At 51.1% G+C, this 25,107-nt stretch carries 21 protein-coding genes; 9 read left to right on the top strand and 12 right to left on the bottom strand.

Annotated elements, in window-relative coordinates; genetic code table 11:
• Positions 1-15: 15 nt before the first annotated feature.
• The 3 genes from ACJJIZ_RS03340 to ACJJIZ_RS03330 all read left to right on the top strand — a co-directional run bounded on the left by ACJJIZ_RS03340 (position 16) and on the right by ACJJIZ_RS03330 (position 5,196).
• On the top strand, positions 16-1,314 hold the full coding sequence (locus ACJJIZ_RS03340; protein ID WP_444915205.1) for an FRG domain-containing protein: 1,299 nt from the start codon (positions 16-18) through the stop codon (positions 1,312-1,314).
• Positions 1,311-4,475, top strand: coding sequence for a type I restriction endonuclease subunit R (locus ACJJIZ_RS03335; protein ID WP_444915204.1), 3,165 nt, complete (start codon positions 1,311-1,313; stop codon positions 4,473-4,475). Before ACJJIZ_RS03340 ends, ACJJIZ_RS03335 begins: the two co-directional genes overlap by 4 nt.
• Before the next feature lie 283 nt (positions 4,476-4,758).
• Positions 4,759-5,196: a DUF1810 domain-containing protein gene (locus tag ACJJIZ_RS03330; RefSeq protein ID WP_444915203.1), complete on the top strand. Its 438-nt coding sequence runs from the start codon at positions 4,759-4,761 to the stop codon at positions 5,194-5,196.
• A 12-nt stretch (positions 5,197-5,208) separates the two neighbouring features.
• On the opposite strand, the gene ACJJIZ_RS03325 is transcribed toward ACJJIZ_RS03330, so the two are convergent.
• The 3 genes from ACJJIZ_RS03325 to ACJJIZ_RS03315 form a co-directional block, all read right to left on the bottom strand.
• A complete protein-coding gene (locus ACJJIZ_RS03325) occupies positions 5,209-6,546 on the bottom strand; it encodes a dicarboxylate/amino acid:cation symporter (protein WP_444915202.1) in 1,338 nt (445 codons plus the stop codon).
• A 189-nt stretch (positions 6,547-6,735) separates the two neighbouring features.
• Positions 6,736-7,722: a YHYH protein gene (locus ACJJIZ_RS03320; protein ID WP_444915201.1), complete on the bottom strand. Its 987-nt coding sequence runs from the start codon at positions 7,720-7,722 to the stop codon at positions 6,736-6,738.
• Positions 7,723-7,778: 56 nt separating this feature from the next.
• Complete coding sequence (locus ACJJIZ_RS03315; protein ID WP_444915200.1) at positions 7,779-8,717, bottom strand: LysR family transcriptional regulator; 939 nt, start codon at positions 8,715-8,717, stop codon at positions 7,779-7,781.
• 94 nt (positions 8,718-8,811) lie between these two features.
• On the opposite strand from ACJJIZ_RS03315, the gene ACJJIZ_RS03310 reads away from it, so the two are divergent.
• From ACJJIZ_RS03310 to ACJJIZ_RS03295, 4 genes are all read left to right on the top strand, one after another.
• Complete coding sequence (locus tag ACJJIZ_RS03310) at positions 8,812-9,726, top strand: CmcJ/NvfI family oxidoreductase (protein WP_444895713.1); 915 nt, start codon at positions 8,812-8,814, stop codon at positions 9,724-9,726.
• Between the two features lie 65 nt (positions 9,727-9,791).
• Positions 9,792-11,123 (top strand): aldehyde dehydrogenase family protein, encoded by a 1,332-nt coding sequence (locus tag ACJJIZ_RS03305; protein WP_444895712.1) that lies wholly within the window; start codon positions 9,792-9,794, stop codon positions 11,121-11,123.
• Positions 11,124-11,157: 34 nt separating this feature from the next.
• Positions 11,158-11,955, top strand: coding sequence for a prolyl hydroxylase family protein (locus tag ACJJIZ_RS03300; protein WP_444915199.1), 798 nt, complete (start codon positions 11,158-11,160; stop codon positions 11,953-11,955).
• 106 nt (positions 11,956-12,061) lie between these two features.
• A complete protein-coding gene (locus ACJJIZ_RS03295) occupies positions 12,062-12,703 on the top strand; it encodes a DUF6058 family natural product biosynthesis protein (RefSeq protein ID WP_444915198.1) in 642 nt (213 codons plus the stop codon).
• A 34-nt stretch (positions 12,704-12,737) separates the two neighbouring features.
• Here ACJJIZ_RS03295 and ACJJIZ_RS03290 read toward each other — a convergent pair whose 3' ends face one another.
• Positions 12,738-13,385 carry an SOS response-associated peptidase family protein gene (locus ACJJIZ_RS03290; RefSeq protein ID WP_444915197.1) on the bottom strand — a complete coding sequence of 216 codons (648 nt, stop codon included), beginning with the start codon at positions 13,383-13,385 and terminating at the stop codon, positions 12,738-12,740.
• Positions 13,386-13,967: 582 nt separating this feature from the next.
• Here ACJJIZ_RS03290 and ACJJIZ_RS03285 point away from each other — a divergent pair.
• Positions 13,968-14,930, top strand: coding sequence for a right-handed parallel beta-helix repeat-containing protein (locus ACJJIZ_RS03285; protein WP_444906893.1), 963 nt, complete (start codon positions 13,968-13,970; stop codon positions 14,928-14,930).
• 84 nt (positions 14,931-15,014) lie between these two features.
• Here the strand turns inward: ACJJIZ_RS03285 and map are convergent, their stop codons facing one another.
• Entirely contained in the window at positions 15,015-15,800 is a 786-nt protein-coding gene (gene map, locus ACJJIZ_RS03280) for a type I methionyl aminopeptidase (RefSeq protein ID WP_444915196.1), read from the bottom strand.
• Complete coding sequence (locus ACJJIZ_RS03275) at positions 15,793-15,999, bottom strand: ParD-like family protein (protein WP_444915195.1); 207 nt, start codon at positions 15,997-15,999, stop codon at positions 15,793-15,795. Before ACJJIZ_RS03275 ends, map begins: the two co-directional genes overlap by 8 nt.
• Positions 16,000-16,150: 151 nt before the next feature.
• Here ACJJIZ_RS03275 and ACJJIZ_RS03270 point away from each other — a divergent pair, with 151 nt between their 5' ends.
• Positions 16,151-17,854: a phytoene desaturase family protein gene (locus ACJJIZ_RS03270; protein WP_444915194.1), complete on the top strand. Its 1,704-nt coding sequence runs from the start codon at positions 16,151-16,153 to the stop codon at positions 17,852-17,854.
• Between the two features lie 43 nt (positions 17,855-17,897).
• Here ACJJIZ_RS03270 and ACJJIZ_RS03265 read toward each other — a convergent pair whose 3' ends face one another.
• The 6 genes from ACJJIZ_RS03265 to ACJJIZ_RS03240 all read right to left on the bottom strand — a co-directional run bounded on the left by ACJJIZ_RS03265 (position 17,898) and on the right by ACJJIZ_RS03240 (position 24,890).
• Positions 17,898-18,473, bottom strand: a complete 576-nt coding sequence (locus ACJJIZ_RS03265) for an OmpA family protein (RefSeq protein ID WP_444906891.1) — start codon at positions 18,471-18,473, stop codon at positions 17,898-17,900.
• An 86-nt stretch (positions 18,474-18,559) separates the two neighbouring features.
• Entirely contained in the window at positions 18,560-19,207 is a 648-nt protein-coding gene (locus ACJJIZ_RS03260) for an HAD family hydrolase (RefSeq protein ID WP_282930693.1), read from the bottom strand.
• A 14-nt stretch (positions 19,208-19,221) separates the two neighbouring features.
• On the bottom strand, positions 19,222-19,587 hold the full coding sequence (locus ACJJIZ_RS03255; protein WP_282930692.1) for a hypothetical protein: 366 nt from the start codon (positions 19,585-19,587) through the stop codon (positions 19,222-19,224).
• Positions 19,588-19,630: 43 nt separating this feature from the next.
• Positions 19,631-20,377 carry a 16S rRNA (uracil(1498)-N(3))-methyltransferase gene (locus tag ACJJIZ_RS03250; RefSeq protein WP_282930691.1) on the bottom strand — a complete coding sequence of 249 codons (747 nt, stop codon included), beginning with the start codon at positions 20,375-20,377 and terminating at the stop codon, positions 19,631-19,633.
• A gap of 131 nt (positions 20,378-20,508) precedes the next feature.
• Entirely contained in the window at positions 20,509-23,640 is a 3,132-nt protein-coding gene (locus tag ACJJIZ_RS03245; RefSeq protein WP_413663777.1) for an efflux RND transporter permease subunit, read from the bottom strand.
• The gene (locus tag ACJJIZ_RS03240; protein WP_444906889.1) at positions 23,640-24,890 is read right to left on the bottom strand and encodes an efflux RND transporter periplasmic adaptor subunit; all 1,251 of its coding nucleotides are present in this window, start codon (positions 24,888-24,890) and stop codon (positions 23,640-23,642) included. Before ACJJIZ_RS03240 ends, ACJJIZ_RS03245 begins: the two co-directional genes overlap by 1 nt.
• Positions 24,891-25,107: the final 217 nt, after the last annotated feature.

Raw genomic sequence — 25,107 nt, 5'->3', positions numbered from 1 at the left:
TTGCATAGGTACCTTATGGATACGGACATTTTTAAAAACATACCTGTGTGGAATGGTAATACTGAAAGCTTTGATATTCTTTCTGACAGCAATCATGGTCGTATACCAACTACGAGATTAGAAAGCTGGAAAGAATTTTCAGAGCTACTAGAACATAATTTTTTTAATAGACCAAAAACACAATTAGTTTTTCGAGGACACAGACGCTTTGATTGGGGGTTGATGCCTACGCTTGCACGTGTACCCGACTCAGGAATCATAACGCGTGAATTAGCAGATAGTCAGCTGGACTATTTTAGGCATGCTGTAAGAGGAAGGCTTTCAGATAATGCTCTAGTACTTGAAGGTGAAGAGGATGAGTTATGGTCTGTAGGACAGCATCATGGTTTACTAACACCCTTGCTAGATTGGACGCACTCACCATATGTGGCTTTATTTTTTGCCTTTGCAAAAGAAGATTCTGAAGAGGAGAAAGAAAATCCATATCGTGCCATTTATATTCTAAATAAAACATTTGTTGCTAACAATAAACGTTGCCCAGATATACGCATGTTTGAACCGAAGAAAGATGATCATGGACGATTAGTCAATCAAGCAGGTTTATTTACGTTTTCTCCATATGGGGCAACGATTGAGAGTAAGTTACTAGATGCCTTGGTTGCGGATAACTCACCTGATAAGGGCTTACTGACAGCAGAACCTGAGTCAGATTCAGAAGGTAATATTTTGGCTGATGCACAAGCTGAAATTGTCGCTAAATATATTTGTAAAATTCTAATTAAAAACGAAGATAGAGAAGGCTGTATGCGACATCTTCGAAGAATGAATGTGCATCATGCAAGTCTATTTCCTGATTTGATTGGTGCATCGGAATATTGCAACTTAATGGTGGCCGAAAAGTATCTGGAATATGAGTTCGATAAATCTGCAAGACGAGCAGAGAATAAGGTTTCTGGTAGAACTCCAGAAGCTGATGTTTCGGAATTAGAGACAGCCGTTATTGATGATGAATCGAAACATTTTGCAAGGATACTAACTAAATATTCAGCGCAACAAGTAGAACCAGGACGAATACAGTTTGCTTCAGAACATTTGGCTAGAGAAATTAAACCCTTATTAGTTGTTGACTGGAATGAAAGAGAGTCAGCGATTGCCAAAATACGGTCATCTATAAGAATAAGCTTAAGAAAATATGGCTACCCTTCAGATAACCGAGATACTGCAATAGCAGAAATTATTGAGTATTTGAAGGCAGGTATTAAGCAAAGTGAGAGTAATCGTGTAGATAGAGAAATTCTAGAGGAAACGGAATGAATATTACCGAAGACCAACTAGAACAACTCTGCTTAGAATGGTTTAACTCCCTCGGCTACAGCTATACCTGCGGCTACGATATCGCCCCCGATAGCAATACCCCGGAGCGCAACGATTACCGCCAGGTTATCCTGCACAAGCGCCTGCTAAGCCGCTTGGAAGTTATTAACCCGCAGGTGCCGGTATCCACCCTTGAGCGAGTCACCCAGCAGATCGCCACACCCGAAACGCCCATCCTGATCAAAAACAACAAACAGTTTCACCAGTGGTTGCAGGAAGGGGTCAAGGTCGAGTTTAAGGATGCCAACGGCGAAGTAGTGACCGACTATGTAAAGCTGGTGGACTTCGACAATACCAAACACAACGAATTTTTGGTGGTCAACCAGTACACCATTATGGGTACCAAGGGGAGCCGCCGCCCGGACATTATTGTATTTATCAATGGCTTGCCGCTGGCCGTGATTGAGCTGAAAAACCCCGCCGACAACAGCGCCGATATTTGGTCCGCCTACCAGCAGCTGCAAACTTACAAAGAAGAAATCCCCGACCTGTTTATTTTTAACCAGGCGCTGGTCATCAGCGATGGCCTCGATGCCCGCGTCGGCTCCCTCACCGCCAGCAAAGAGCGGTTTTTGCCCTGGCGGGTGGTCAATAACGAGCACGACAAACCGCACTTTGAATATTTCTTAGAAACCCTGGTAAAAGGCTTCTTTAAGCCCGAACTGTTGTTGGACTATATCCGCCACTTTGTGCTGTTTGAGCAGGACGGCGATCAAATCGTTAAAAAGATCGCCGGCTATCACCAGTTCCACGCGGTGCGCCAAGCGGTGAAAGCGACCGTGATTGCGGCCGAGCGATCAAACATGGTGGCCCAGCCCCGGGCGAACTATGCCGATAAAGTAATACCCGGTTCCGGCAAGGCCGGGGTGGTTTGGCACACCCAGGGCTCCGGCAAGTCCATCTCCATGGTGTGTTACGCCGGCAAATTGCTGGCACAGCCCGCCATGAATAACCCCACCATCGTAGTTGTCACCGACCGCAACGATCTGGATGGCCAGCTGTACAACACCTTCTGTATGGCCGCCGATGCCCTCAAGCAGACCCCGGTACAGGCCGGCGACAGAGACGAGCTGCGCCAGATACTCGCCGCGCGCCAGTCCGGCGGTATCGTGTTTACCACGGTGCAAAAATTTGCCCTACTCGGCGAGGAAACCAGCCACCCGGTGTTGAGCCGCCGCCACAATATCGTCGTGGTCAGCGACGAGGCCCACCGCAGCCAGTATGGCGACAAGGCCAAGTTCAACGCCAAAAAGGGCACTTACACCTTCGGCTATTCCAAGCATATGCGCGATGCCTTGCCGGCGGCCTCGTTTATCGGCTTTACCGGTACCCCGGTCGACTCGGCCGATAAAGATACCCGCGCGGTATTTGGTGAGTATGTCTCCATCTACGATATTCAGGATGCGGTAGACGATGGCGCCACGGTGCCCATCTACTATGAATCGCGCCTGGCCAAGCTGGATATCCACGCGGCCGATATCGAGGCCCTGAACGAGGATGTTGAAGAGGTTATTGAGGACGAAGAAGATGTAGCCGAGCGGGAGAAAACCAAATCCCGCTGGGCCACACTGGAAAAACTCGTCGGCAGCCAGCCCCGGGTGGAGCAGGTGGCCAAAGACCTAATCCAGCATTTCGACAGCCGCACCGCCTCCATGCCCGGCAAGGCCATGATTGTGGCCATGAGCCGCGAGATCTGCGTCGACCTCTACGATGCCATCGTCGCTATCAAGCCGGAGTGGCACCACCCAGACGCCGACAAGGGCGCGATCAAAATTGTGATGACCGGTTCGGCGTCGGACAAAGCCAAGTTGCAGCCGCATATCTACAACAAGGAAACCAAGAAGGCATTTGAAAAGCGCTTTAAGGACGTAAACGACCCGTTACAGCTGGTGATTGTGCGGGATATGTGGCTCACCGGCTTCGATGCCCCCATTTGCCACACCATGTATATCGACAAGCCCATGAAGGGCCACAACCTGATGCAGGCCATTGCCCGGGTTAACCGGGTGTTTAAAGACAAGCCCGGCGGCTTGGTGGTGGACTACATCGGCATTGCCAACGAGCTGAAGCAGGCACTCAAGACCTATACCGGCGCTAACGGCAAGGGCAAGCCCACCCACGACGCCCATGAGGCCTACGCCATTCTGCTGGAAAAGCTCGGCGTACTGCAGGATATGATGCACGGCTTTGATTACAGCCAGTACGAGACCCAGGCCCTGCAACTGTTGCCCGGCGCCATGAACCATATCCTCAGCCTGAAAAACCCCGGCAGCGGCGAACTGGATGGTAAACGGCGCTTTCTCGATGTGATGGCTGCGCTCAGCAAGGCCTACACCCTGTGCAGCACCCTGGCGGACGCCGCGCCCTACAAGAAAGAGATCGCCTTCTGGGGTGCGGTGAAAAACGCCATCACCAAGTTCACCACCATCGACAAGCGCCGCACCGATGAGGAAAAGAACTCCGCACTCAAGCAGATTATCGACAATGCCATCGTCGCCGACGGTGTGGATGATATCTTCAGCATGGTGGGCCTGGACCGCCCGAATATCGGCTTGCTGTCCCCTGAGTTTATGGAAGACGTCGCCAATCTTAAAGAAAAAAACCTGGCCGTTGAGCTGCTCGAACGGCTACTGCGCGATGAAGTGAAAGCGCGTATGAAAACCGATGTGGTGTCGGAGAAAAAATACTCCGACCGCATTATGGAAGCCCTGCGCAAATACCATAATCGCGCCATCGAAACCGCCCAGGTGATTGAAGAACTGATCCAGATGGCCAAGGACATGGCCGACGATGCGCAGATGGCGGAAAACTCCGGCCTCAATACCGACGAAATCGCCTTCTACCGCGCTTTGATCCAAAACCAGTCGGCGGTAAAAGAGCTGGGGGATAACAATCTGCGCGAACTCGCCAAATACGTTACCCAGCAGCTGCGCAAATCCACCACCGTGGACTGGCAGGTGCGCGACAGCGTGCGCGCCAAACTGCGCAACCTGGTGCGCCGCGCACTGCGCAAATGGAAGTACCCACCGGATGGGGCAGATGAGGCGGTGCAACTGTGCTTAAAGCAGGCGGAGACCTTGAGCCATAGCTGGAGTGCTTAGGTCTATCACCCGGGTGAACCGGGGGTCTACGGCAAAGTGGAACCTGAAAAGGCTTATGGCAGCCTCTTGGGCAACGCCTCTTAAATAGGCGTAAGAAAAAGCGGCCAGAACATAGGAAAATTGGTGGGGGACTCTGAGCCAAGCAGCCTGTACTTGCCGTAATTATGATGAATATTGATTAACTAGTGAAAGGTCTGCCGTCAGGCAGTTCATCCTCTAGCATTCATCCTTATTACTGCTAACCTTGAGCCTGCTAAGGAATAAGAATAAGGAGATTCAAGAAATGGCCCAATCATTCCACCTTGAACGTTTTGTGACGGCGCAAGAAGGCTCTTATGAACGCGCCTTGAGTGAATTGCACAGCGGACATAAATGCTCTCACTGGATCTGGTATATATTCCCCCAGGTCTCCGGCCTGGGACACAGCGCGACATCAGAGCATTTTGGAATTAAGAATCTAGATGAGGCCCGCGCCTATCTGGAGCACCCAGTACTAGGCCCCAGGCTCAAGGAGTGCTGCAAGGAGCTTCTACAACAAAATAATCTCTCTGCCCATCAAATATTTGGTTCTCCTGATGACCTGAAGCTCAAGTCATCCATGACGCTATTTTCTATCGCCGATCCGAATGACAAGCTATTTGATGAGGTGCTGGAAAAATACTATGAAGGACAGAAGGACCCTCGTACTTTCGAGATACTGAAGGTTCCTGTCCAACATTAGTTCGTACTCCAGTTAAGCGGTTTGGGTAGTCGCTTCCTCCAGCCTATCGCTACCCAGCAGCTTGTCCATCACCAAACAGGCAGTCAGGTCTCCAGTGACGTTCACGGCGGTACGACACATATCGAGAATCCGGTCCACCCCCAGAATCAGCGCAATACCTTCCGGCGGTACGCCTATGCCAGCCAGAATTGTCGCCAGAATTACGATACCGACCCCCGGCGTACTGGGAGAACCTATTGAAGCGCCAACGGTGGTCACAGTCAGCCCCACTAGCTGCGCGGTTGTCAGGTCGATGCCATATACCTGGGTTAGGAACACCGCAGCGATTACCTGATAAAGCGCCGTGCCATCCATATTTACAGTAGCGCCCAGGGGCACAATAAATTTGGCGATGGATGGTTTTACTCCCAGAGGGCTCTCGGCAACACGCATGGATAGGGGCATAACAGCAGCGGAACTGGACGTGGAAAATGCCAGTAGCTGCACTCCGCTAATTCTCTGCAAAAATGTGATCGGGCCGACGGAGGTCACCAGAGAAACAATTATCAGGTAAAAGCTGAGAAGAATAAGTAGCCCCAGAATCACGGTACCCACGTACACGGACATCCCGAGAATTGCAGTGAGACCGACGCGAATAGCAATATCTGCCAGGAGGCCAAATACGGCCAGGGGCGCAAACAGCATGGCCCAGCCAACTACCTTAAGTGCCACCTCCTGAATAATGCCAAAAGCGTATACCGCTGTTTCCCGCTGCTTTTGCGGCAACAGCATCACTGCAACACCAATAAAAATCGCATAGACCACCAGCTGCAACATATTGCGCATAGCAATACTTTCGTTGAGGTTTGCGGGAATCAACTCAGCAATACGCTCGGGAAGCGGTTTGGACTCCATAACCTGGGGGGCGCTCGCAACCTGTAACTCAGTGGCGGCGCTGAGCAGGGACTCATCGATATAGTCGCCGGGTTGGATCAACTGGACCAGGATAATGCCGATAATCACCGCAACAGTGGTAGTGCCGACAAAGTAGGGAGCAATGCGCAGTCCGACACGTTTAAGCTGACTGACGTTCCCGCTGCCACTAAGCCCCAGGATGATTGAGGACATAATCAGCGGTATCACCACCATCTGGATCATATTCAGAAAGATGGAGCCCGGCAGCTTAAACCAGCTGGCCAATGCCGCACTGAGATCCTGGCTCACCAGCGCGGCCCCTTCAGGAGATAGCAGCAGGCCGACAGTTAGCCCCAGAATCATGGCGACCACTATCTGCATCCACAGGCGAGTGCGCACCAGCACACCGAGGGATTCCACCATTCGGATCAGATAGAAATTTGTACCATTGCTCATTGTTGGTATTCCGGATTACCTGAAATAGTTAGAGGCATTATGTCCCAGGGCCATTAAGGAAACCTGACGGTCAGATCAAGTCCTGGGCTTAAAAGACAGTTATTCGACGCCATTTATTGTCATCAATACCAAAAAGAGTGCTGAGGCTCTCTTCGTCTTTCACTATTTGAAGCAACAATCGGGCCTGAGTTAACGCCTGGGTGGTCCGGGAGGTCCCCGGTGGGAGAAATCGCACTGGCTTTGATTGCCGGCCAGGGCACAACCTCTCTCCCCTTTTAGGCAATGCAGGATATCGTTTTCTGCAGCGAGGTTGGCGTGGTAGTGATAGCCCAGGTCGGCAAACTCATGGCCACGGCATTCGTCCAGGTCACCGGGCTCGCGGCCATCGGCATTCTCCCGCGCATAAATCAGGTAGCCATCTATGGCGACACCGACAATCGCAGCATGGCTTGCGGCAGACGGGTAGGCCTGGCTGCAGCCCAGGGCAGCGTGGTAGTGATAGCCCACGTGGGGATTTACATGACCACCACAGGCATCCACTGGCGCTAAGGTATGTGCACCTAAAATTGCACCGATGGGCGCGGCGATATCAAATTTAACCCCATTAAAAGCAACCCCATAGCCGGAAAAACCATCGGGATTCTGCTTTGACTTGGCCTTGGCCTTGGCAGGCTGTACGGGGATCAGGTAGCGGGTATGAAAATCCGGGCCCATATAGCTGGCCAGGCACTCCACGCAGTAATTGTTGTATTGCGGTGCCACATCAGGCCGCGCGGCCATCTCGCAAGCCTGCTTCGAATCGGTAACCTTTATCGCCCCAGTTTTAGGATCATATAGGCTCCATTTTGGATCAGAGAAAAAGGTCGCAGCATTTTTAACGAAAGGTCCATCAATCGGCACTATCTGCTGCTTGATAAACATCATGCCGCCAGACGTAATTGGGTCGACAACATTGCGTGGACACCAAGGCCCCATTTTATGCTTGGGCTCTGCCTTTACCACGATCATCCAGCATTGGGTCTTGCGCCCCTCAGAGAGGGTGCAATCCACTTTTTTAATTTCCTCAACCAATGCGTCCTTGGCAAATAAGTGGGGGATACCCACTTGCTCGGTAAAATCGGTATGAGCGTAAACAGAAGCGCTTAAAAATATCAGTAGAAAAAATGCTGCACGCATGGCGACCACTAGCTGAACCCTTGGAATGCTCAAGTTTAGCAGCGCTGCCTCCCTCGCTAATTACTGGGAAATTGTTGTGCTAACAGGGTGCGAATCCACTTGTGCAAAGGGTCCTGACTGCTGCGGGTATGCCAGGCGGCAATCACATCAAACCCCGGGGGCTGTTCGACAATAGGCAGTGTTTTTAGTCGGGGATCAGGCAACAGTCGCGAGGGCAAAAAGGCAACGGTATTGGTAGAGGCAATGCACTCGGCTGCGGCGGCAAAAGAGGGGACAGACAGCACCACATTGCGCTCCAAACCAAACTGCTCAAACCAACTATCCGCCATGCCCCGCAGATCCCCCCTGGAAGGTGATACCACCAGCTGTGGCAAAGCTGCCAACTCTTCCATTCCCAAGGGCTGACTGGCGCTGTGCGGCATTTCGGTGTGCTGGCAGCATACGCAGACGTAGCGCTCTCGATACAACAACATGCTGGGGCTGTTATCCGGCACAAATCCCGGCGTGCTAAACACCAGATCCACTTCACCGGTTTGCAGTTGCTGGGCCATGCGATCAATCTCCAACTTAAGCACCACGACTTTTATATCCGGGGCCTGCTGACGCAGTTGCTTGAGGAGAACCGGCAGTACCACCCGCTGCTCAAAGTCTGTTGCACTGATGGTAAAGATGCCCCGATGCTGTGCCGGGTCAAATTCATCCGTACGCAGCAGCGCCGCGACATTGTTCAAGATCTCATCCAATTTAGGAGCCAGACGCTCGGCCAGGGGGGTGGGAATAACACCGTTGCTGGTGCGAATAAACAGCCGGTCATCAAAGATTTCCCGCAGGCGTTTCAATTGTTCACTGACTGTTTGCTGGCTCACACCCAGCTGGTCAGCCACCCGGGATAAGTTCAGTTCCCGCAAGATAGCGTTCATTAAGCGAAGTTGACGTAACTCCAGCCTCTCCAGCGGGTTCGCCCGATGATTTCTGCTCAAACCTGTATCACTCACAACTGTTACTTGGTTTTCATTGTATCCACGTAACCCTAGCATTGTGAGTAGATTGGCCCGTATGGCATCCACTTCGGTGGGGGGAGAGTTCAATATGCAAACCGCAGCCCGATCCTCCTTTCAGGATCAATTAGTTACAGCAATTATTCACTACGCTGATCCCAGTAGCGATCTGGTGTACGACAAGCGTTCAGAGGGCCCCGGGCCCGCCAATCTGGTCGAGAATGTTATTTCCCAGCAGGTTCACATCTACGATGGTCGCGCCCTGAAAACCGCCGGGGAGCGTTTTCGTCTCGATACCCAGGGATTTGAGCTTGTACGCCCTATGCTCGGCATAAACCTGCGCCAGCTGGATGATGCGCTACACGCGCTGGACCAACCCTCAGGGAGTAGCCCCAGCCCTGAGGAGCGCGACCAGTTGATTCGCACCCAATGGTATCCAGCTATTGAATCCTGGATAGGCGCTCACCTGGGTGCAGCAAAGGTACTGACCTTTGACCACACGTTGCGAGCCCAACCATCGACTGATGCGGCACCGGAGCTGAGTCGCAGTCGCCGATCCCCGGTGAAATTGGTGCACAACGACTACACACCCTGGTCCGCAGAGCGCCAGCTAAAGGAAACCCTGGAGGCCCGGGGGTACAAGCCATCAGATTATCCGCGCTACCAGTTTATTAATCTCTGGCTGCCCCTATTGCGCCCGGTGCAGGAGTCACCGTTGGCAATGGTGGACCTGCGCACTGTCGCCGCCAGTGATTTCCACAATATGCGATTAATTTACCCAGAGCGAAAAGGGCAGATTTCGGTGTTGAGTTTCAACCCGGTTCACCGCTGGATTTGGTTTAGCGACATGCAGCCCGGCGAAGGCATTTTACTGCGGGTCTTCGATAGCCAGCACCGAGGTGATGTAACCGGTGTTCCCCACTGCGCTTTCGACCTGCCGGGAAGTGCAGGGGCACCACGCAGAACCAGCCTGGAAATTCGCACTATTGTCCTGTTTGACCAATAACACCAACGCTTTTAAGAAAACACCCGGCCACTCAATAAAGTGGCCGGATTAAGTGAGACCCCATTATGGAAAATATACTTCGATCGATTGATCCACTAACCGGAGAGGCCATCGGATCGCTACCTGTCAGCAAGCCCCAAGATATTCAGGACATGGTGGAGAAAGCTCACAAAGCGCAGCGAGTGTGGTCGAGTAAATCTCTTCAGGAGCGGGTACTACTACTTCAGCAGGCTTACACAAAACTGAATGCGGAAGAGGGAGAGCTGGCACAACTTATCAGCCGTGAAATGGGCAAAGATGCCCGGCGTGCACAGTATGAAGCCGGCGGCGTAGTCCAAGGCGGTGCCTGGTTAGCGGGGGATGCCGGAGAGGCCCTGCGGGCAAAACGCAGTGGCGGTAGCGAAATTCAATATCGGCCACTGGGCGTTGTTGCGGTTATCTCCCCCTGGAACTATCCACTGGCCATGGCCAATAACCTGATTGTTCCCGCGCTGATCGCCGGCAACGCTGTGATTTTAAAACCTTCAGAAGAGTCGCCATTGGTCGCTGACTTATTGGTGAAAACACTCAATCAAACCCTGCCTCAGGACATTTTACAAATTGCTCACGGCGATGGCGCCACCGGTGAAGCCCTGGTGAAATCCCCCATCAATATGGTCGCCTTTACCGGATCGCGAACAACGGGCCAAAAAATTATGGCCAATGCCGCTCCGGCATTGAAACGCCTGGTTATGGAATTGGGTGGCAATGACCCGATGATCGTGTTGCAGAGCGCCAATATTCCCCAGGCTGCACAATTTGCCGTTGGCTCCAGTTTTGAGAATTCTGGCCAGATGTGCACCTCCACAGAGCGTATTTATGTGGACGAAAAAATTGCCGATAAATTCGAAAATGCCGTGGTGGCATTAGCGAAGCAATATCGTGTCGGCGGGTGGCAGGAGCCACAGGTGGATATCGGCCCCTTGGTTAATCACCGCCAACATCAAAAGGTAGTGGAGCATATCCACGATGCCCTGAATAAAGGCGCAAAGCTTCTTCTAGGGGAGCGCGATCCACAGGTGCCGTTTATTCCGCCCACAGTTATCAGCGGTATTCGACCGGGCATGCTGGTGGAAGATGATGAGACTTTTGGGCCTATCGTAGCCATCGACCGCTTTAGCTCAGTAGACGATGTGGTCGAGCGGGCCAATAACTCTGTTTACGGTCTCGGTGCGGTTGTGTTTGGTGAAAGCAAACAGGCCGAGCAAGTCGCCAGCCAGCTGCAAGCGGGAATGATTGGCATCAACCAGGGCGCCGGCGGGTCACCTTGGGTGGGCGCCAAGCAAAGTGGCTTTGGCTTCCACGGTGGAGCTGAAGGGCACCGGCAGTTTGCCCAAATTACCGTTTTAAACCGCTAAGTCTTTTAAAAGTTTTTCTATAGAAGTACAGCAGATGTCCACGACTGAAAGTATTGATACTGTCACCCACTTGGATGACTTTTTTGTTATCGCTCGCGAACCCGGAGCAGAACATCCGGCCCTACCTACCTGGGCTACTCGCAGTAAAAACCCGGCGGCCCTGGCCGAGCAAGCTCCGCAACCGGTTTCACGACGAGATATCGCCGAGGTACCCGGAGCCTTCCAATTGCTCAATGTCTTTTCAAAAGAGGAATGCCAACGGCTCATTGATATCACTGAAGCGGTGGGTTATTTACCGGATGCAGCCGTCTCCCTGCCCCGGGAGGTCCGCCATAACGACAACCTGACCTGGGTGGTTGACGAGGTTACAGAGCGGCTGATCTGGCAGCGATGCCGAGACCTGGCGCAGGACTTAAATGGTTACTTTGGTGGAAGAGAGGCTGTCGGCATCAATCGGCGTTTCCGCTTTTATCGCTATGGTGAGGGAGATTTCTTCCAGTTCCACACCGATGGCGCCTGGCCCGGTAGCCGCATTGACAACAACCAGTTGATCACCAATGGCTACCCCGATCGCTATAGTGAAATGACGTTTTTAGTACTGCTGAGTGAAGATTTTGAAGGTGGTGCAACCCGATTCAGGGTGAATGCAGATGACCCCCTAAAACAACCCAGCCGAGACTCTTTATTAGACATCGATGTCCGCACACCTGCCGGGGCCGTACTGTGCTTCCCTCATGGAATGCATCCCTTACACAGAATTCACAGCTCTACTCCAATCACCCGAGGAATCAAATATATTATTAGAACGGATATTCTCTTCCTGCAGGAATAACTTCTCCAAGACCTGTTAAAAGGGAAAAGATGCTTCGGCTCACATCGAAGTATTAAGTGCTCCAGGCACTAGAATTTCATTCGATTTCTACCTTGGAGCACATTCAGTGAAATTGCTTAATTATCTGGATAAACACTTCCTGACCAAAGAACAGCTTATTCAGGCTACTCAAATCAGCGAACTACAATTGCAGCGCTACCAGGATGAGGGTGTTATGCCAAAGCCCTCTTATAAGCTTAATATTCAATGGGACTGTGAATCCTTTTTTGGACCCCACTCCGAAAAACAGGCAGTTGAGTACTTTGCAAAAGGCTACGCCAGCTGGATTGGTATCATAGAGGCTAAGCAAGACTTTAACTCTATTTATCAATGCTTTGCTAATCGATATATGGCTAAAATAGCTCAATTGCAAAATTTAAGATACGAATCAAGAAACCCAAAATTTTCATCCGGAATTTCTCAACATATCGAAGAGGAATGGCAACACTTTATTGAGGGGACTTATGGATTATGTACTCGCAGTGGCCTGCCAGAAGATATAGCAGCAAAGGAGCTGGCTAGCACAGAAATCAATGCACTTCTTGCTCAAGATAATTTAAACCAAAAACAAATACATCGGCTATATCGCTTTGTAGATCTTCTAGATGAAACCAGCGCATATTTTGCACCTCACGAAAGAAGTATAAGCTCAAGAACGGAGCTAATTGATATACCACGCCAGGAGTACAATTTAGGTTGTGCAATATAAATTTTTCTATACACCAATATCCCAGGGCAAATAATTATTCAATTACGGGGATAGGGTCCCCGATATACTCCGTAGAAGTTGCCCTCAGCAAAGGATGAGCTGTAAGTATTTTCCCCGAATACTCAACGGACGGTTTCAGGAATGGGCCAAAATCTTCTGTCAACTCCGTACAATTTAACCAGGACTCTACAAAATCTGGGCGATTGGGCGCAATCATGGGAAGTGACTTTTCATGGTAGCGCTTAGTGGCTGGGTGGGAGTCCAAAGTAATGATTGAGCAACTGAGTAAATTTCCCCAGATTTTATACAAACCACAAAAGAAAAAAGGTTCACCATAACTGAATTCTACCGGGTACTTGCCACCTTGGCTTTCCACCCAGGCGGTAGCGGGTATTAAGCAACGGGACTTGCGATATTCCGGTCTGGAGTCCAGTTTTTTCCAATTACTGTTGATGGACCAGTATTTTTTATGGGGCCGCCAAGTATCACCATACCTCTCAAGGTAGAGATGCCAAATGGCATTTTCTATTTCAGCAGCACCCTTCCGAGTAGTCATGATAGACACCTGCTGGGTGGGCCTCCGGCGTCTACCGTAAATCATATGTCCGGCACCCCGAATACCATAGGTATCGAGAAAGCGCTCCATACCCGCATGATCACTGACATCAAAGACACTACACACCCATAGCCTCCCACTTATCCCGCTGAACTGGTTTTTTCAGTATATTCGGACAGCCACCTTAAATTACTCTCGATCCCTCTCATCTGACACAAGGTTAACTCCAATTCCTTGCGCAAATCCACTCCCACAGCAACAGAAAACCGACGTACGTACTTTTCATAGTTCAAAATACTAATCGCGTACATAGGGCGGCTGTCATAACTGGACCTATAGCGGCAAATTCTTATGGGTTCATTATCAAAAACTATAACTCTGGGGCGCATAACAACTCATCTATAATACTGTACAAAAATACAGTATATCTTGAGAAAGTACAGATCTGTCAAGCCAATAGCGAACTGGCACCGCTGCCAACTTCCAAAGGCGCCGAATAACTTTATCTAATGATGACACCAGCAAAACCTGGCGCGTAAATTAATAAAGATCACAATCAAATCTAGAATTCTTCTAAGAATTAGAAAACAGATTTCATTTGAATATTATCCAGGCAAGAGTAAATCAATTTAAAATTCTATAAATTTTGCGAATAGCAAAATCGTGCAAACCACCTTTATTTAGAAATCCACTTCGCGAGACATCCTGATGAAAAAATGTAAATTTCACGTAACGATTATATTTTCTGGATTACTTATTCCACTTTCAGCAGTCGCCGTTGAATGTGGTGATACGATTACTTCACCAACCACACTGACAGAGGATCTTATTTGTGAAGTCACAGAGCCAGACCAGATAGTTTTGACCGTAGATGGCCCCACTGGAATTTTTGATATGGATGGTTATCAACTCACCTGTATTGATGAGAGCAATCAAGCAGACGCAGCAATACTTCTTACCGGAACTGGCGCGCAGGTATTTGATGGTTCGATCACCGGTTGTGGAAGAGGTATTGTTGCTGAAGGGGAGGGAGGGCATGTCATTTATTCTATGAACCTTACTGATATGTTTGGTGATTTAATTTATGTAGAAACTAATAATACAGTTATAAGAGATAACACCCTTTCTACAACTCAAAGTGGGGATGGTGTAGAGCTTAGGGGGAATTCAAATATAGTACTTAGAAATACCCTTACCAATATTGACAATTCAGGTATTGAATTAAGGGGAATGTTTAATAGTATAACTTTTAATAATATCAGTGGTAGCGGCAATCAGGGTATCGAGGTGAATGGACAGTTCACCAATGTATTTTCAAATATTGTTACCGATGGCTTAAATGATGGAATTGCCGTAGGGGAAGGCGATGAGGGAGATAAAGCTGACTTCTCTACAGTCTCAAACAATCTTGTAACCGGAAATGCCGGCCTAGGAATTCCAATTAGATTTACTTCAAGTACTCTCATCACTCAAAATACTGTCGAGGATAATGGCGAGGGAGGAATTGGTATATTTATCGAGGGTAGTGAATTTAACAAGATTGTTCGAAATACCTCTCTCAATAACTCACCTTACGATTTGGAAGATGATACCGATCCGGGCGATTGCAGCGGCACCAATACTTGGGTCTTTAACACGTTTACCGCAGCAGAACCTGCATGCCTGGATTAAAATATCTATTGAAAACAGTGGGTAGCGAAAATATAAAGTGTCTCGCTACCCATTGCTATCTACCTAACGATCACTAATTGGCCGCTATTTAATCTTAGAAGATCTCTCTTCATCCCTAAGCGTTAGCACTTCATAACCGTCACCAGTTACCAAAATCGTATGCTCCCATTGGGCCGATAGCTTTTTATCCTTAGTTACTACAGTCCAGCCATCTTTCTTGAGTTTGGTTTTACGATTTCCCTGATTGATCATGGGCTCAATGGTAAATGTCATTCCCTCCTGTAAAACTTCACCGGAACCAGGCCGCCCAAAGTGAAGAACCTGAGGTGCTTCATGCATTTCCCGGCCAATACCATGACCACAATATTCCCGTACGACACTGAAGCCGTTGCGCTCGGTATGGCGCTGGATTGCATTGCCGATATCACCAAAAGTAACTCCCGGCTTTACCGTGGCAATACCGGCCCACATAGCTTCATAGCAGGTGGTTACCAGTTTTCTGGCAATAGGGGTCACGGTACCGATGCTATACATTTTGCTGGAATCCGCAATATAGCCAGATTTCTCCAGGGTAATATCCACATTGATGATATCTCCCTCCCGCAGTAGCTGCTTATCACTGGGCATGCCGTGACAGACTACTTCGTTGACTGAGGTGTTCAGAGCGTAGGGATAATCATATTGCCCCTTGCTGGCGGGGCGGGCATTGAGTTCATTGACAATAAATTCTTCTACCCGCTCATTAATTTGCATTGTCGAGACCCCCGGTTCAATAAAGGCGTCCAGCATGGCAAATACACGACTCAACAATTGGCCCGATTGGCGCATTAACTCCTGCTCATCAGGAGTCTTTATTTTTATTTCACTCACGTATCAGCTCTTCCAGGGTTAATGCCTGATTGCGCAGCAACTTCTTACACAAGTCGCTGTAGCTTAATTCCGGGTTCAGCTCCGCCAGCATCCCAATCTTGATCCAGTACTCCGCCTGGGAATTAATTGAACGGGCCATCACCGTACTGGCCTTGCGAATCTCATCGTGTAGCTCATCGGATATCTTGACGATGCCCATAACCCTAACCTTGATATACTTTATATATAAATTGTATACGAAACATATAAAAGTGCACAATAGATAAACAGAATATTAATATGCAACTTATTGCATAGCTCGATAGGGGGCGCTATGGTTGAGGAATAAAAACAATAGTGGCGAGGCCATCATGACAGAGACCCCTGAGAAGAAGCGCAGTGCCCCAAAACCAAGCCGGCTGCGTATTGGTCGGCGCTATCGCCCGAGCCGCCTGGAAGGCAATTACGACGCCATTATCATCGGCTCAGGCATTGGCGGTCTGACTTGTGCTGCGATGCTCAGTGCCATGGGCAAGAAAGCACTTGTCCTTGAGCAACACTACACTGCCGGGGGATACACCCACGCCTATGACCGCAATGGTTATGAGTGGGATGTCGGCGTCCACTATATCGGCGATGTGGGCGAACACCCCACCATGACCCGCAAGATCTTCGACTTTATTTCCAATAACCAGTTGCACTGGGCGCCAATGGACAGCACCTATGACCGCATCTGTATTGGCGATAAACAATACGACCTGAAAGCCGGCCGCCAGCAATTTATCGATGAGTTGGTCAGCCACTTCCCCGATGAGCGCGCGAATATCGAGGAGTACCTGCAACGGCTGAATGTGGTTGCCAAAGCCATGCAGCGACTGGCAATGGAAAAAATGCTGCCCTCCTGGTGTGGGCCTTTTATTCGCCTGTGGAGAAAGCTGCGCGAACCCGCCTGGCTCAATAAAACCACCCGCGAAGTTCTCAGTGGAATCACCAGCAATGAAAAGCTGATCTCTGTGCTGACAGGGCAGTGGGGTGATAATGGCATGACCCCATCCGAGGGCAGCTTTATTATTCACGCCCTGATCGCCAAGCATTATCTCTATGGCGGTTACTATCCTGTCGGCGGCGCCAGTAAAATCTCCGAAACGATTATTCCCCAAATCCAGGCCAGTGGTGGAGATGTATTTACCTATGCCAAGGTGGAAACCATCCTGATGAATGGGGATCAGGTTCGCGGTGTAAGAATGTCCGACGGACATGAAATCGAAGCACCATTAGTTGTCTCCGGCGCAGGGGTATTTAATACCTTCGAGAAGCTGTTACCGCGCAGTACCAGTGAGCGCATGGGATATATCCGCGACCTGGACACCGTCAACCGCTCCATGTCTCACCTGTGTCTGTATATTGGCTTGGAAAAAACAGCGGAAGAATTAAACCTGCCCAAGACCAATTACTGGATCTATTCCAGCGATCAGTACGAAGAGGATATGCAGGCCTTTATCGACGATCAGGATAAGGAAATACCGCTAGTCTATATTTCGTTCCCGTCTGCGAAAGACCCCACCTTTACCCAGCGCTACCCGGGCCGCGCCACTATCGAAATTGTGGCACCGGCCAACTACGATTGGTTTGCCCAGTGGCACGACAAGCCTTGGGGCAAGCGAGGAGATGATTACGAGGACCTGAAGGAGGCATTTAGCCAGCGCCTGCTGGAGCATTTGTATAAGCACATGCCGCAGTTGCGTGGGGAAATCGATTACTACGAGCTTTCAACCCCGTTATCCACGGATTATTTCTGCTTCTATCCACGGGGAGAGATCTACGGACTGGATCACGATCCCAACCGCTTTGAGCAATCCTGGCTGAGACCCAAAAGCCGGGTCAAAGGGCTCTACCTTACCGGGCAGGATGTGGTGAGCTGCGGCGTAGCCGGTGCAATGATCTCCGGTATGCTCACAGCGCAGAGTATTATTGGATTGCGTCAAACTGGAAAATTAATGAAGAAAATATTTTCCAACCAAGCCCCAAAGACGCCGGTAAATTCCAGTGAGGAACTGGGTAATGCCTCTAGCTGAGACACTATCCTAAGCTAGCTCTTCACCTGCAAGCTGTTCGGGGTTAGCGCCTCGGCAGTTTGCTGGGAACACGATCAAAATTTAGTACCCGGATCATCAGGCGGCGGTTCTCCCGCTTGCCTTTCTCTGTCTCATTATCCGCAATCGGATCAGTATCGCCGTAGCCCTGGGCTTCCATACGGTCAGCGGAGACGCCTCGCTCTATCAGGAAATGCTTTACCCAATCCGCTCTGCGCTGGGACAGGCTGAGATTCTTTTTCGCATCGCCGCCACTGTCTGTATGCCCCTCAATGGAGATTCGCATCTCTGAAAAATCGCGCATGATCACCAGCAAGGCTTCCAGATCGGCAATGGTTTCTATGCGGGGGGCAAAACCGCCGGGATCGAACTCCAGGCGCAGGCGGAACGTGTCTCCGATAGAACGATTATTTCCCCGTAAAAACCTCACCAGCTCATCGGCAAAGGGGGCCGCTGCTCGGGCAGTCTTCTCACTGTCACCTGACTGTATTCCATCGACAGGCTCGAGCGTATATTTCTTTGGGGATTCGGACTGGTCACAGCCCACCAGAGTAAAGGCCAATAAGAATAGGCAACTGGCAGACAAGAATTTACCCGCCATAGGTACAGCTTCCGGTTTCTCGACGTCAAATTCAGTGTAGAACAGCGAAAGCGCTGATCAACTGGAAGTCTCGGCCACTGTGGCCATTAAATAAAGTTGAGAACTGCCATCATGTCTGTGACTACCCGGGCACCCTGCTGTTCCAGCTGGGGACCCCTTACTGGATGGGCACTGTAGCCAACCACGCGCATACCTGCAGAGACGGCCGCAGAGACACCGGCAATGGAGTCCTCCACTACCAGACAGCGCTCCGGCGCCACCCCCATGGCATCTGCTGCGTGCAGGAATAGCTCTGGCCAGGGCTTGCCCCGGGATACATCGTCGGCACTAAAAATCCGCCCGTCGAAATAATCGTACAAACCGGTCTTATTCAGTGTCAGCTGCATTTTCTGGTGAGAGCCCGAGGAAGCCACGCAGCTGCGCAGACCCAGCTGTTGCAGTTGGTCGAGCAGGCCTTCAATACCCACAACCGGCTGTAATTCCTGCTGGAACGCCTCGCGGATACGCCGCTCCGTATTGCCAAAATAATTATCCGGTAGTGGTCCGCCAAAGCGCTTCTCGATTTCCACCAAGCAGTCCCTGGCCGGGCGACCGCTGAATTGCTCGTCCAGCTCCTCGGCGGTGGTCTGCAAGCCCAGGCGATTCATTTCTTCTGCCAATATGCGACAGACGATGCTCTCGCTGTCTACCAGCACACCATCACAGTCAAAAATAATTAAATCGGTAGAAGACATGGGAACCTACATCGTTAACGCGCAGAGAGCAGCATCAGGCCGAGGATGACACCGATGACGCCGCTAATACGCAGGAAATTTTCATTGCCACGGGAAATTTTAACCGCTAATTCTTTGCCCCGCTCAAAACCAATTTGCAGCATATAGGCACCACTCAATAGCACCAGTACGCCGAGAGCGTTGAACAAAATATACCAGTGGCGAGTGTCTGCAATTAGTAAAAGGATCAGGCCAATAATAATTCGCGCCCAGGCGGAGAGGGCATAGCCGGTTTCGTTAAGCCGTTCGCTGAGGCTTTGTGCCAGCTTCGGCTTGGCAATAATCGCCAGTGATAGCACAACGATGACAATGCCCAACAACCAGATAAATGCTTTTATCATGCTCTTCTCTCCCTGAATACTCTCGAGTCCATTCCTTCAGCGACTACAAATCACCCCATTGAAATTGCAATACCGACAATGCCGCTATCGGCGCTGTCTCAGTGCGCATCACCCTTGGTCCCAAGCGCAGAGGCATAAAATCCTGCGCCAGTGCCGCATCGATTTCCACCTGCGATAGCCCGCCTTCTGGACCTACCAGTAGCAGGGCGGATTCCGGTGTACCGCGCTCCGCCTGCCATTGGCGCAGATCCAGCTCGGTGCGGTGATGCAGTACCAACTTGGCTTGGGGCTCAGCTTCTGCAGATTCACTCTGTAAATACTGCGCCAGCTTTATCGGTTCGGCAATCTCCGGCACCCGGTTGCGCTCACACTGCTCACAGGCACTGATAGCAATCTGGCGCCAGTGACCCAGTTTTTTCTGTAAGCGGTCCCCGGACAGCTTCACTTCACAACGTTCGGTAAACAGCGGCTGTATCGCCGCCACTCCCAGCTCAGTGGCTTTCTGTATCACCCAATCGAAGCGATCGCCACGGGAAATACCGATCGCCAGGGTCAGTGCCAACGGTGACTGGCGATCCTCTGCACAGTACTCTCCCGTGCGCGCGCGCGCCCGTTTGCCGGTCTCGATCAACTCCGCCGTATACTCACCGCCATTGCCATCAAAAAGAACTAAGGGGTGGCCCGCATTCAAGCGAAGTACTTTTACCAGGTGACGGGAAGCCAGCTCATCCAGGTCTACTTCTTGATCGGAAGCCAGAGGCTGCTTGGAAAAAATACGCGGGATGCGCATGGGAGAATCCTATTCAAACACCATAAAAAAGCCGACAGGAATGTCGGCATTTTGCTGGCAGTTAGTTTAGGCATTTATACCCCAAAGGCGCAATGGTGAAGGCGATCCACCATTGCGCCTGGATACCCGCGCTACACAGTCTCCAATGAGACCGGGGTATCGTCTTCTACTGCAACTTTGTGCTTCGGGCGTAACTTCTCAATAACTTTGTACAGGTTGGGGACCAAGATCAAAGTCACTGCCGTTGCAAACAGAACGCCGAATGCCAGGCTGATCACCATCGGGATCAGGAACTGGGCCTGGATCGACCGTTCGAACATAATCGGTACCAGACCGATAAAGGTAGTAATCGAGGTCAGGATAATCGGGCGGAAACGATCCCGGCCCGCGTGTACTACCGCATCCATCACCGCCATACCCTGAGCGCGCAGCTGATTAATACGATCCATCAATACCAGGTTATCGTTCACAACCACACCCGCTGCTGCGAGGAAGCCGAGCATCGACATAATGCTGATGTTGTGTCCCATCAACAGGTGGCCAACTAAAGCACCAAAGAACCCAAACGGCACAGCAGTAAGGATCAGCAACGGCTGAGAGTAGGAGCGGAAAGCAATCGCCAGCAGCGCATAAATGCCGAACAGGGACAATACGAAGAAGGCCAGGATAGCACCGTTAAACTCTTCCTCTTCCTGCATTTCCCCAGCGGTTCTCAGGGAGAAACCGGGGAACTGGCGCTCCAGCTCAGGTACTAGGGTCTCGCGCATATCCTTAAGGATATCCTGCGCGCTGGAAGTATTCGGCGTTATTTCGGCAAATACCCGCACGGTGCGCTCGCGATCGTTGCGGCGAATCGTGGTATAGCCCGGCACGTAAACTGCCTCGGCCACCGCTGAGAAGGGTACCTCCCCATCGTTGGTACGAATGCGAATGCGGTCCATCTGCTCTTCGCTGGCGCGCTCCTCCATAGGGTAGCGAACCATTACGCGAACATCCTCACGACCACGTGGGATACGTTGAACTTCCTCACCGTAGAAACCCTGACGAACCTGCCTGGCCACGTCTGCCAAGTTAATACCCATCGTAGTGGCGTAGGGTTTCAGCTGGATCTCAATATCGCGACGGGCACTGGTCAGGTTATCCCGCACATCATAAACACCGACATAACTATCCAGTTTTTCCTTAACCAAATCAGCAGCAGCGCGCAGTTCACCCATATCCCCTGAGGCAGTGCTCAGGTTCAGGCTCATACCATTACTACTATTGTTGATGCTCGCATCAATATTCATGTCCTCGACGCTAGCCGGCAACTCGCCAATCAATTCGCGCCAGCGCAACGCTAGAGACTCGGAGGTGACATCGCGCATCTCTCCATCGGTAAGCTGCAAGGTTACATAAATATTGCCACGCCAATTGAAAACCAGGGAGTTTTGCAAGAAAGACTCACCCTTGTTCTGCTCCAGCATTCCCTCATCGGTTTCCAACTTATCAGCGGCAGTGAGTACCTGCTCCATTACCCGTTCAGCTTCACTGAAGGGTTCACCTGAGGCCATAGAAATTCGCAATTGCAATAAATCGGAGGGGACCTGGGGTGAGAATGAAGAGCCCACATAACCACTCTGGAAAACAGCGATCGACAAACCCAGTGCCAACATAAAGCTCATCACTGTGGTGCGGCTATTGCTAAGGGACTTTTCCAGCAAAGGTAGGTAGTACTTATCTCCGGCCGTCTTCATCGCACCGGCAAAACTTCTACGTACGTTTTGTAATTTAATTCCCAAAGTCGATTTGGCAGGTTTCTCTGGCTTCATGCCCACCAAGTGAGCCGGCAGGATCAACAGGGATTCCACCAGGGAGAAGACCAGACACAACAGTACCACCACCGGCAGGGCCAGCATCATCTGTGCGGTAATGCCGGGTAGAAACAGCATAGGGATAAAGAACACCATGGTGGAGGTCACGGCGAAAATTACCGGGGAAGCTACCTGCTTCACCCCTTGCTCAGCTGCAGCTAAGCCAGATTCACCTCTATCGTGGGCAGCATGTACTGCCTCCCCCACAATGATGGCATCGTCCACCACAATCCCGAGTATTAACAGGAAGGCGAACAGTGACAGCATATTTAGGCTGACGCCGGTCACCGGCAACAGCCAGAAAGCACCCAGGAAAGCGACAACAATGCCCACGGTTACCCACATGGCCAGTGCCGGGCGCAGGAACAGCATCAGCATGACAAACACCATGGCAAAACCACTCAGGGCATTAGTAGTCAGCAGATTCATGCGGCCTTCAAATGCCTTGGAGAAGTCGAACCAGACATCCAGTTCCATGCCCGGTGGCAATTGCTCGCGAGTCTCCTCCAGGAACGCTTTTATTCGCTCAGCGGTTTTCACCACATCCAGGGGCTCGCCCTGAATAATGCGAAGGTTCATGGCGGGATTGCCATTAAAACGAATAACGTTGTTGTATTCCTCAAAGCCATCGCGCACTGTCGCTACATCGCGCAGCAACAATACAGAGCCATCGGCACGGCTAACTACGGGGATACGCTCGAAGTCTTCGGCGGTATAGGCCTGGCCACGAGTTTGCACCTGAATATCACCGCGGTCCGAGCGCACCATGCCGGCAGGCAAATCCAGGGAGGAGCGGCGCACCGCGTCGGCAACCTGATTAAAGCTCAGGTTGTAACGACGTAAATCCAGCTCGGAAACTTCAATGGACAACTCGTCTGGTCGATCACCCCAAACATCAACTCTGCGCACACCGGAAATCAGGTTGAGCTTATCGCGCAAATCCAGGGTGGTTTCCTTGAGCTGACGCTCAGAAACTGGCCCACCGATGGCGATCATCATTAACTCGGCATTGGCTTCAATCAAGCGAATAACGGGACGTTCAATACCGTCAGGAAAGGTGTTGATACTATCCACCTGAACCTTAATATCGTTGAGCAATCGCAGCTCGTCGTAGCCATCCATCGCCTGGATTTCAATAGAGGCACTACCCCGTCGGGAAGCAGAATTTACCTCCTTAATACCCTTTACTTCGGAGATAGCCTCCTCAACCCGAACGGTTACCTGCTGCTCCACCTCTGCCGGACCGGCGCCGGGGTAAGAGATATTAACCTCTACAATCCCCAGCTGCAGCGTGGGAAACACCTCCCGGTCGATACTCATAAGGCCAAAGATTCCGCCGATGATTATCATAATCATCAGCAGGTTTGCGGCTTTGCTATTGCGCGCAAACCACGGGATGATTCCGCTCATTACTTGCCTCCCTGGGAAGCATTGCTAACACCACCGGCATCACCAGCAGCGGATACTGTAGAGGGATCTGCTGGATCTTCAGGAAGACTCCCCAGGCCCGCTGGCCGCTCATTGAGGGGGTTAGCGGTAAGTACCATACCCTCACGGGAGTAGCCCAAGCTTGAAACAATCACTCGGTCACCCATAGCGATATCCCCGCGGAGCCAGATTCTGTCACCGATGGTTTGTAACAGCTCAACAGTTTTGTAGATCAGCTGACTCTCGTCATTCAGCACCAACAAGTGGTCCCCTTCATGCAGTGCCTGACGGGGCAGCTCCACAACATCATCAAAGGTTCTGCCGGCAATATCTGCCTCAACAAACAGGCCATTCATCAGCGGCACATCCCCTTCATAGGGTTTCTGTACCTGGGCAACAGCAAAAATAAAGCGGCTGTTGGGATCGATACTCGCTTCGGTTCGCACCAATTGCGCACGCCACTCGTGCTCACGTCCAGCCACAACAGCTTGCAGACGCACAGCGGGGCCATTCTCAATAGTCTTACCCAGGGGAAGATCGAGCAACGCCAGTTGCTGGTCGGTCAGAGGGAGGCGGACTTCAGCGATACCGGTGCTGTGAATTTTTGCCAGAGGGGTGCCGGGGGTAATGTACTGTCCCAGGTCGACAAAAGTCTCAACTACACGACCTGCAAAGGGTGCTTTGAGTGATGTGCGCTCCAAATCCAGCTTGGCCTGGTCGCGGTCAGCTCTCGCGGCTTCCACTGCAGCCTGGGCAGCTTCGAGATGGGGTTTGCGTAGGAACAGGGCATTGGCAGCTTCAGATCCCAGGTCACGCCACTCGCGCTTAGCTTGCTTGGCATGGCCCTGCTCCTGAGCCAGGGCGGACTTGGCATTTGCCAGTTGCGATTCTGCGCGAGTGACCTGGTAGCGATAGTCTGCTTGCTCAAGCTGTAATAAACGGGCGTCTTTATTGAAGAAGCCACCGGGAACAAATGCCTCATCCACGCTTTCGATCACACCGCCGACTCGCGCGATCACATCGATTTCATGGCGGGCATGAACGGTTCCCTGGCTGGGTACCAACAGTGTCTGGCGACGGGGTTCTATATAGAGAACATCGGCCATTGGCGGTACCACCACCTCTGGCGGTTTTTCCTCCGGCTTCGGCTTCAATACAACCACCGCAGCAATAACAGCCACCCCGACTAACAATACAATGAATAACAGCTTGTTTTTACTCGAGACTTTCACAGGTACCCTCTACCCCGTTCCCTGACCTGAATTGGTCAAATTTTAGTTAGTACGCATTCTACTGGAGTTCGACGCACATAAGAGGCAATTTGGATGCAGACTGCCGCACAACTTTGTGTCCTGCCGCAAACCTTCCTCGCTGCGCTCGGGTAACGCATAATGCCGACCCAAAATTACTCCTGTAAGGGCCCTCTCGTTTACCCGCCAAATACCACGG

Source organism: Microbulbifer maximicatervae (SeqCode), assembly GCF_052467225.1.
This window is presented reverse-complemented; position numbering and strand designations above follow the sequence as displayed.

What these genes read in the sequence shown, in the direction of transcription:
- ACJJIZ_RS03340 (WP_444915205.1), top strand. Translation starts at nt 16, where the DNA reads ATGGATACGGACATTTTTAAAAACATACCTGTGTGGAATGGTAATACT.
- ACJJIZ_RS03335 (WP_444915204.1), top strand. Translation starts at nt 1,311, where the DNA reads ATGAATATTACCGAAGACCAACTAGAACAACTCTGCTTAGAATGGTTT.
- ACJJIZ_RS03330 (WP_444915203.1), top strand. Translation starts at nt 4,759, where the DNA reads ATGGCCCAATCATTCCACCTTGAACGTTTTGTGACGGCGCAAGAAGGC.
- ACJJIZ_RS03325 (WP_444915202.1), bottom strand. Translation starts at nt 6,546, where the DNA reads ATGAGCAATGGTACAAATTTCTATCTGATCCGAATGGTGGAATCCCTC.
- ACJJIZ_RS03320 (WP_444915201.1), bottom strand. Translation starts at nt 7,722, where the DNA reads ATGCGTGCAGCATTTTTTCTACTGATATTTTTAAGCGCTTCTGTTTAC.
- ACJJIZ_RS03310 (WP_444895713.1), top strand. Translation starts at nt 8,812, where the DNA reads ATGCAAACCGCAGCCCGATCCTCCTTTCAGGATCAATTAGTTACAGCA.
- ACJJIZ_RS03305 (WP_444895712.1), top strand. Translation starts at nt 9,792, where the DNA reads ATGGAAAATATACTTCGATCGATTGATCCACTAACCGGAGAGGCCATC.
- ACJJIZ_RS03300 (WP_444915199.1), top strand. Translation starts at nt 11,158, where the DNA reads ATGTCCACGACTGAAAGTATTGATACTGTCACCCACTTGGATGACTTT.
- ACJJIZ_RS03285 (WP_444906893.1), top strand. Translation starts at nt 13,968, where the DNA reads ATGAAAAAATGTAAATTTCACGTAACGATTATATTTTCTGGATTACTT.
- ACJJIZ_RS03275 (WP_444915195.1), bottom strand. Translation starts at nt 15,999, where the DNA reads ATGGGCATCGTCAAGATATCCGATGAGCTACACGATGAGATTCGCAAG.
- ACJJIZ_RS03270 (WP_444915194.1), top strand. Translation starts at nt 16,151, where the DNA reads ATGACAGAGACCCCTGAGAAGAAGCGCAGTGCCCCAAAACCAAGCCGG.
- ACJJIZ_RS03265 (WP_444906891.1), bottom strand. Translation starts at nt 18,473, where the DNA reads ATGGCGGGTAAATTCTTGTCTGCCAGTTGCCTATTCTTATTGGCCTTT.
- ACJJIZ_RS03260 (WP_282930693.1), bottom strand. Translation starts at nt 19,207, where the DNA reads ATGTCTTCTACCGATTTAATTATTTTTGACTGTGATGGTGTGCTGGTA.
- ACJJIZ_RS03255 (WP_282930692.1), bottom strand. Translation starts at nt 19,587, where the DNA reads ATGATAAAAGCATTTATCTGGTTGTTGGGCATTGTCATCGTTGTGCTA.
- ACJJIZ_RS03250 (WP_282930691.1), bottom strand. Translation starts at nt 20,377, where the DNA reads ATGCGCATCCCGCGTATTTTTTCCAAGCAGCCTCTGGCTTCCGATCAA.
- ACJJIZ_RS03245 (WP_413663777.1), bottom strand. Translation starts at nt 23,640, where the DNA reads ATGAGCGGAATCATCCCGTGGTTTGCGCGCAATAGCAAAGCCGCAAAC.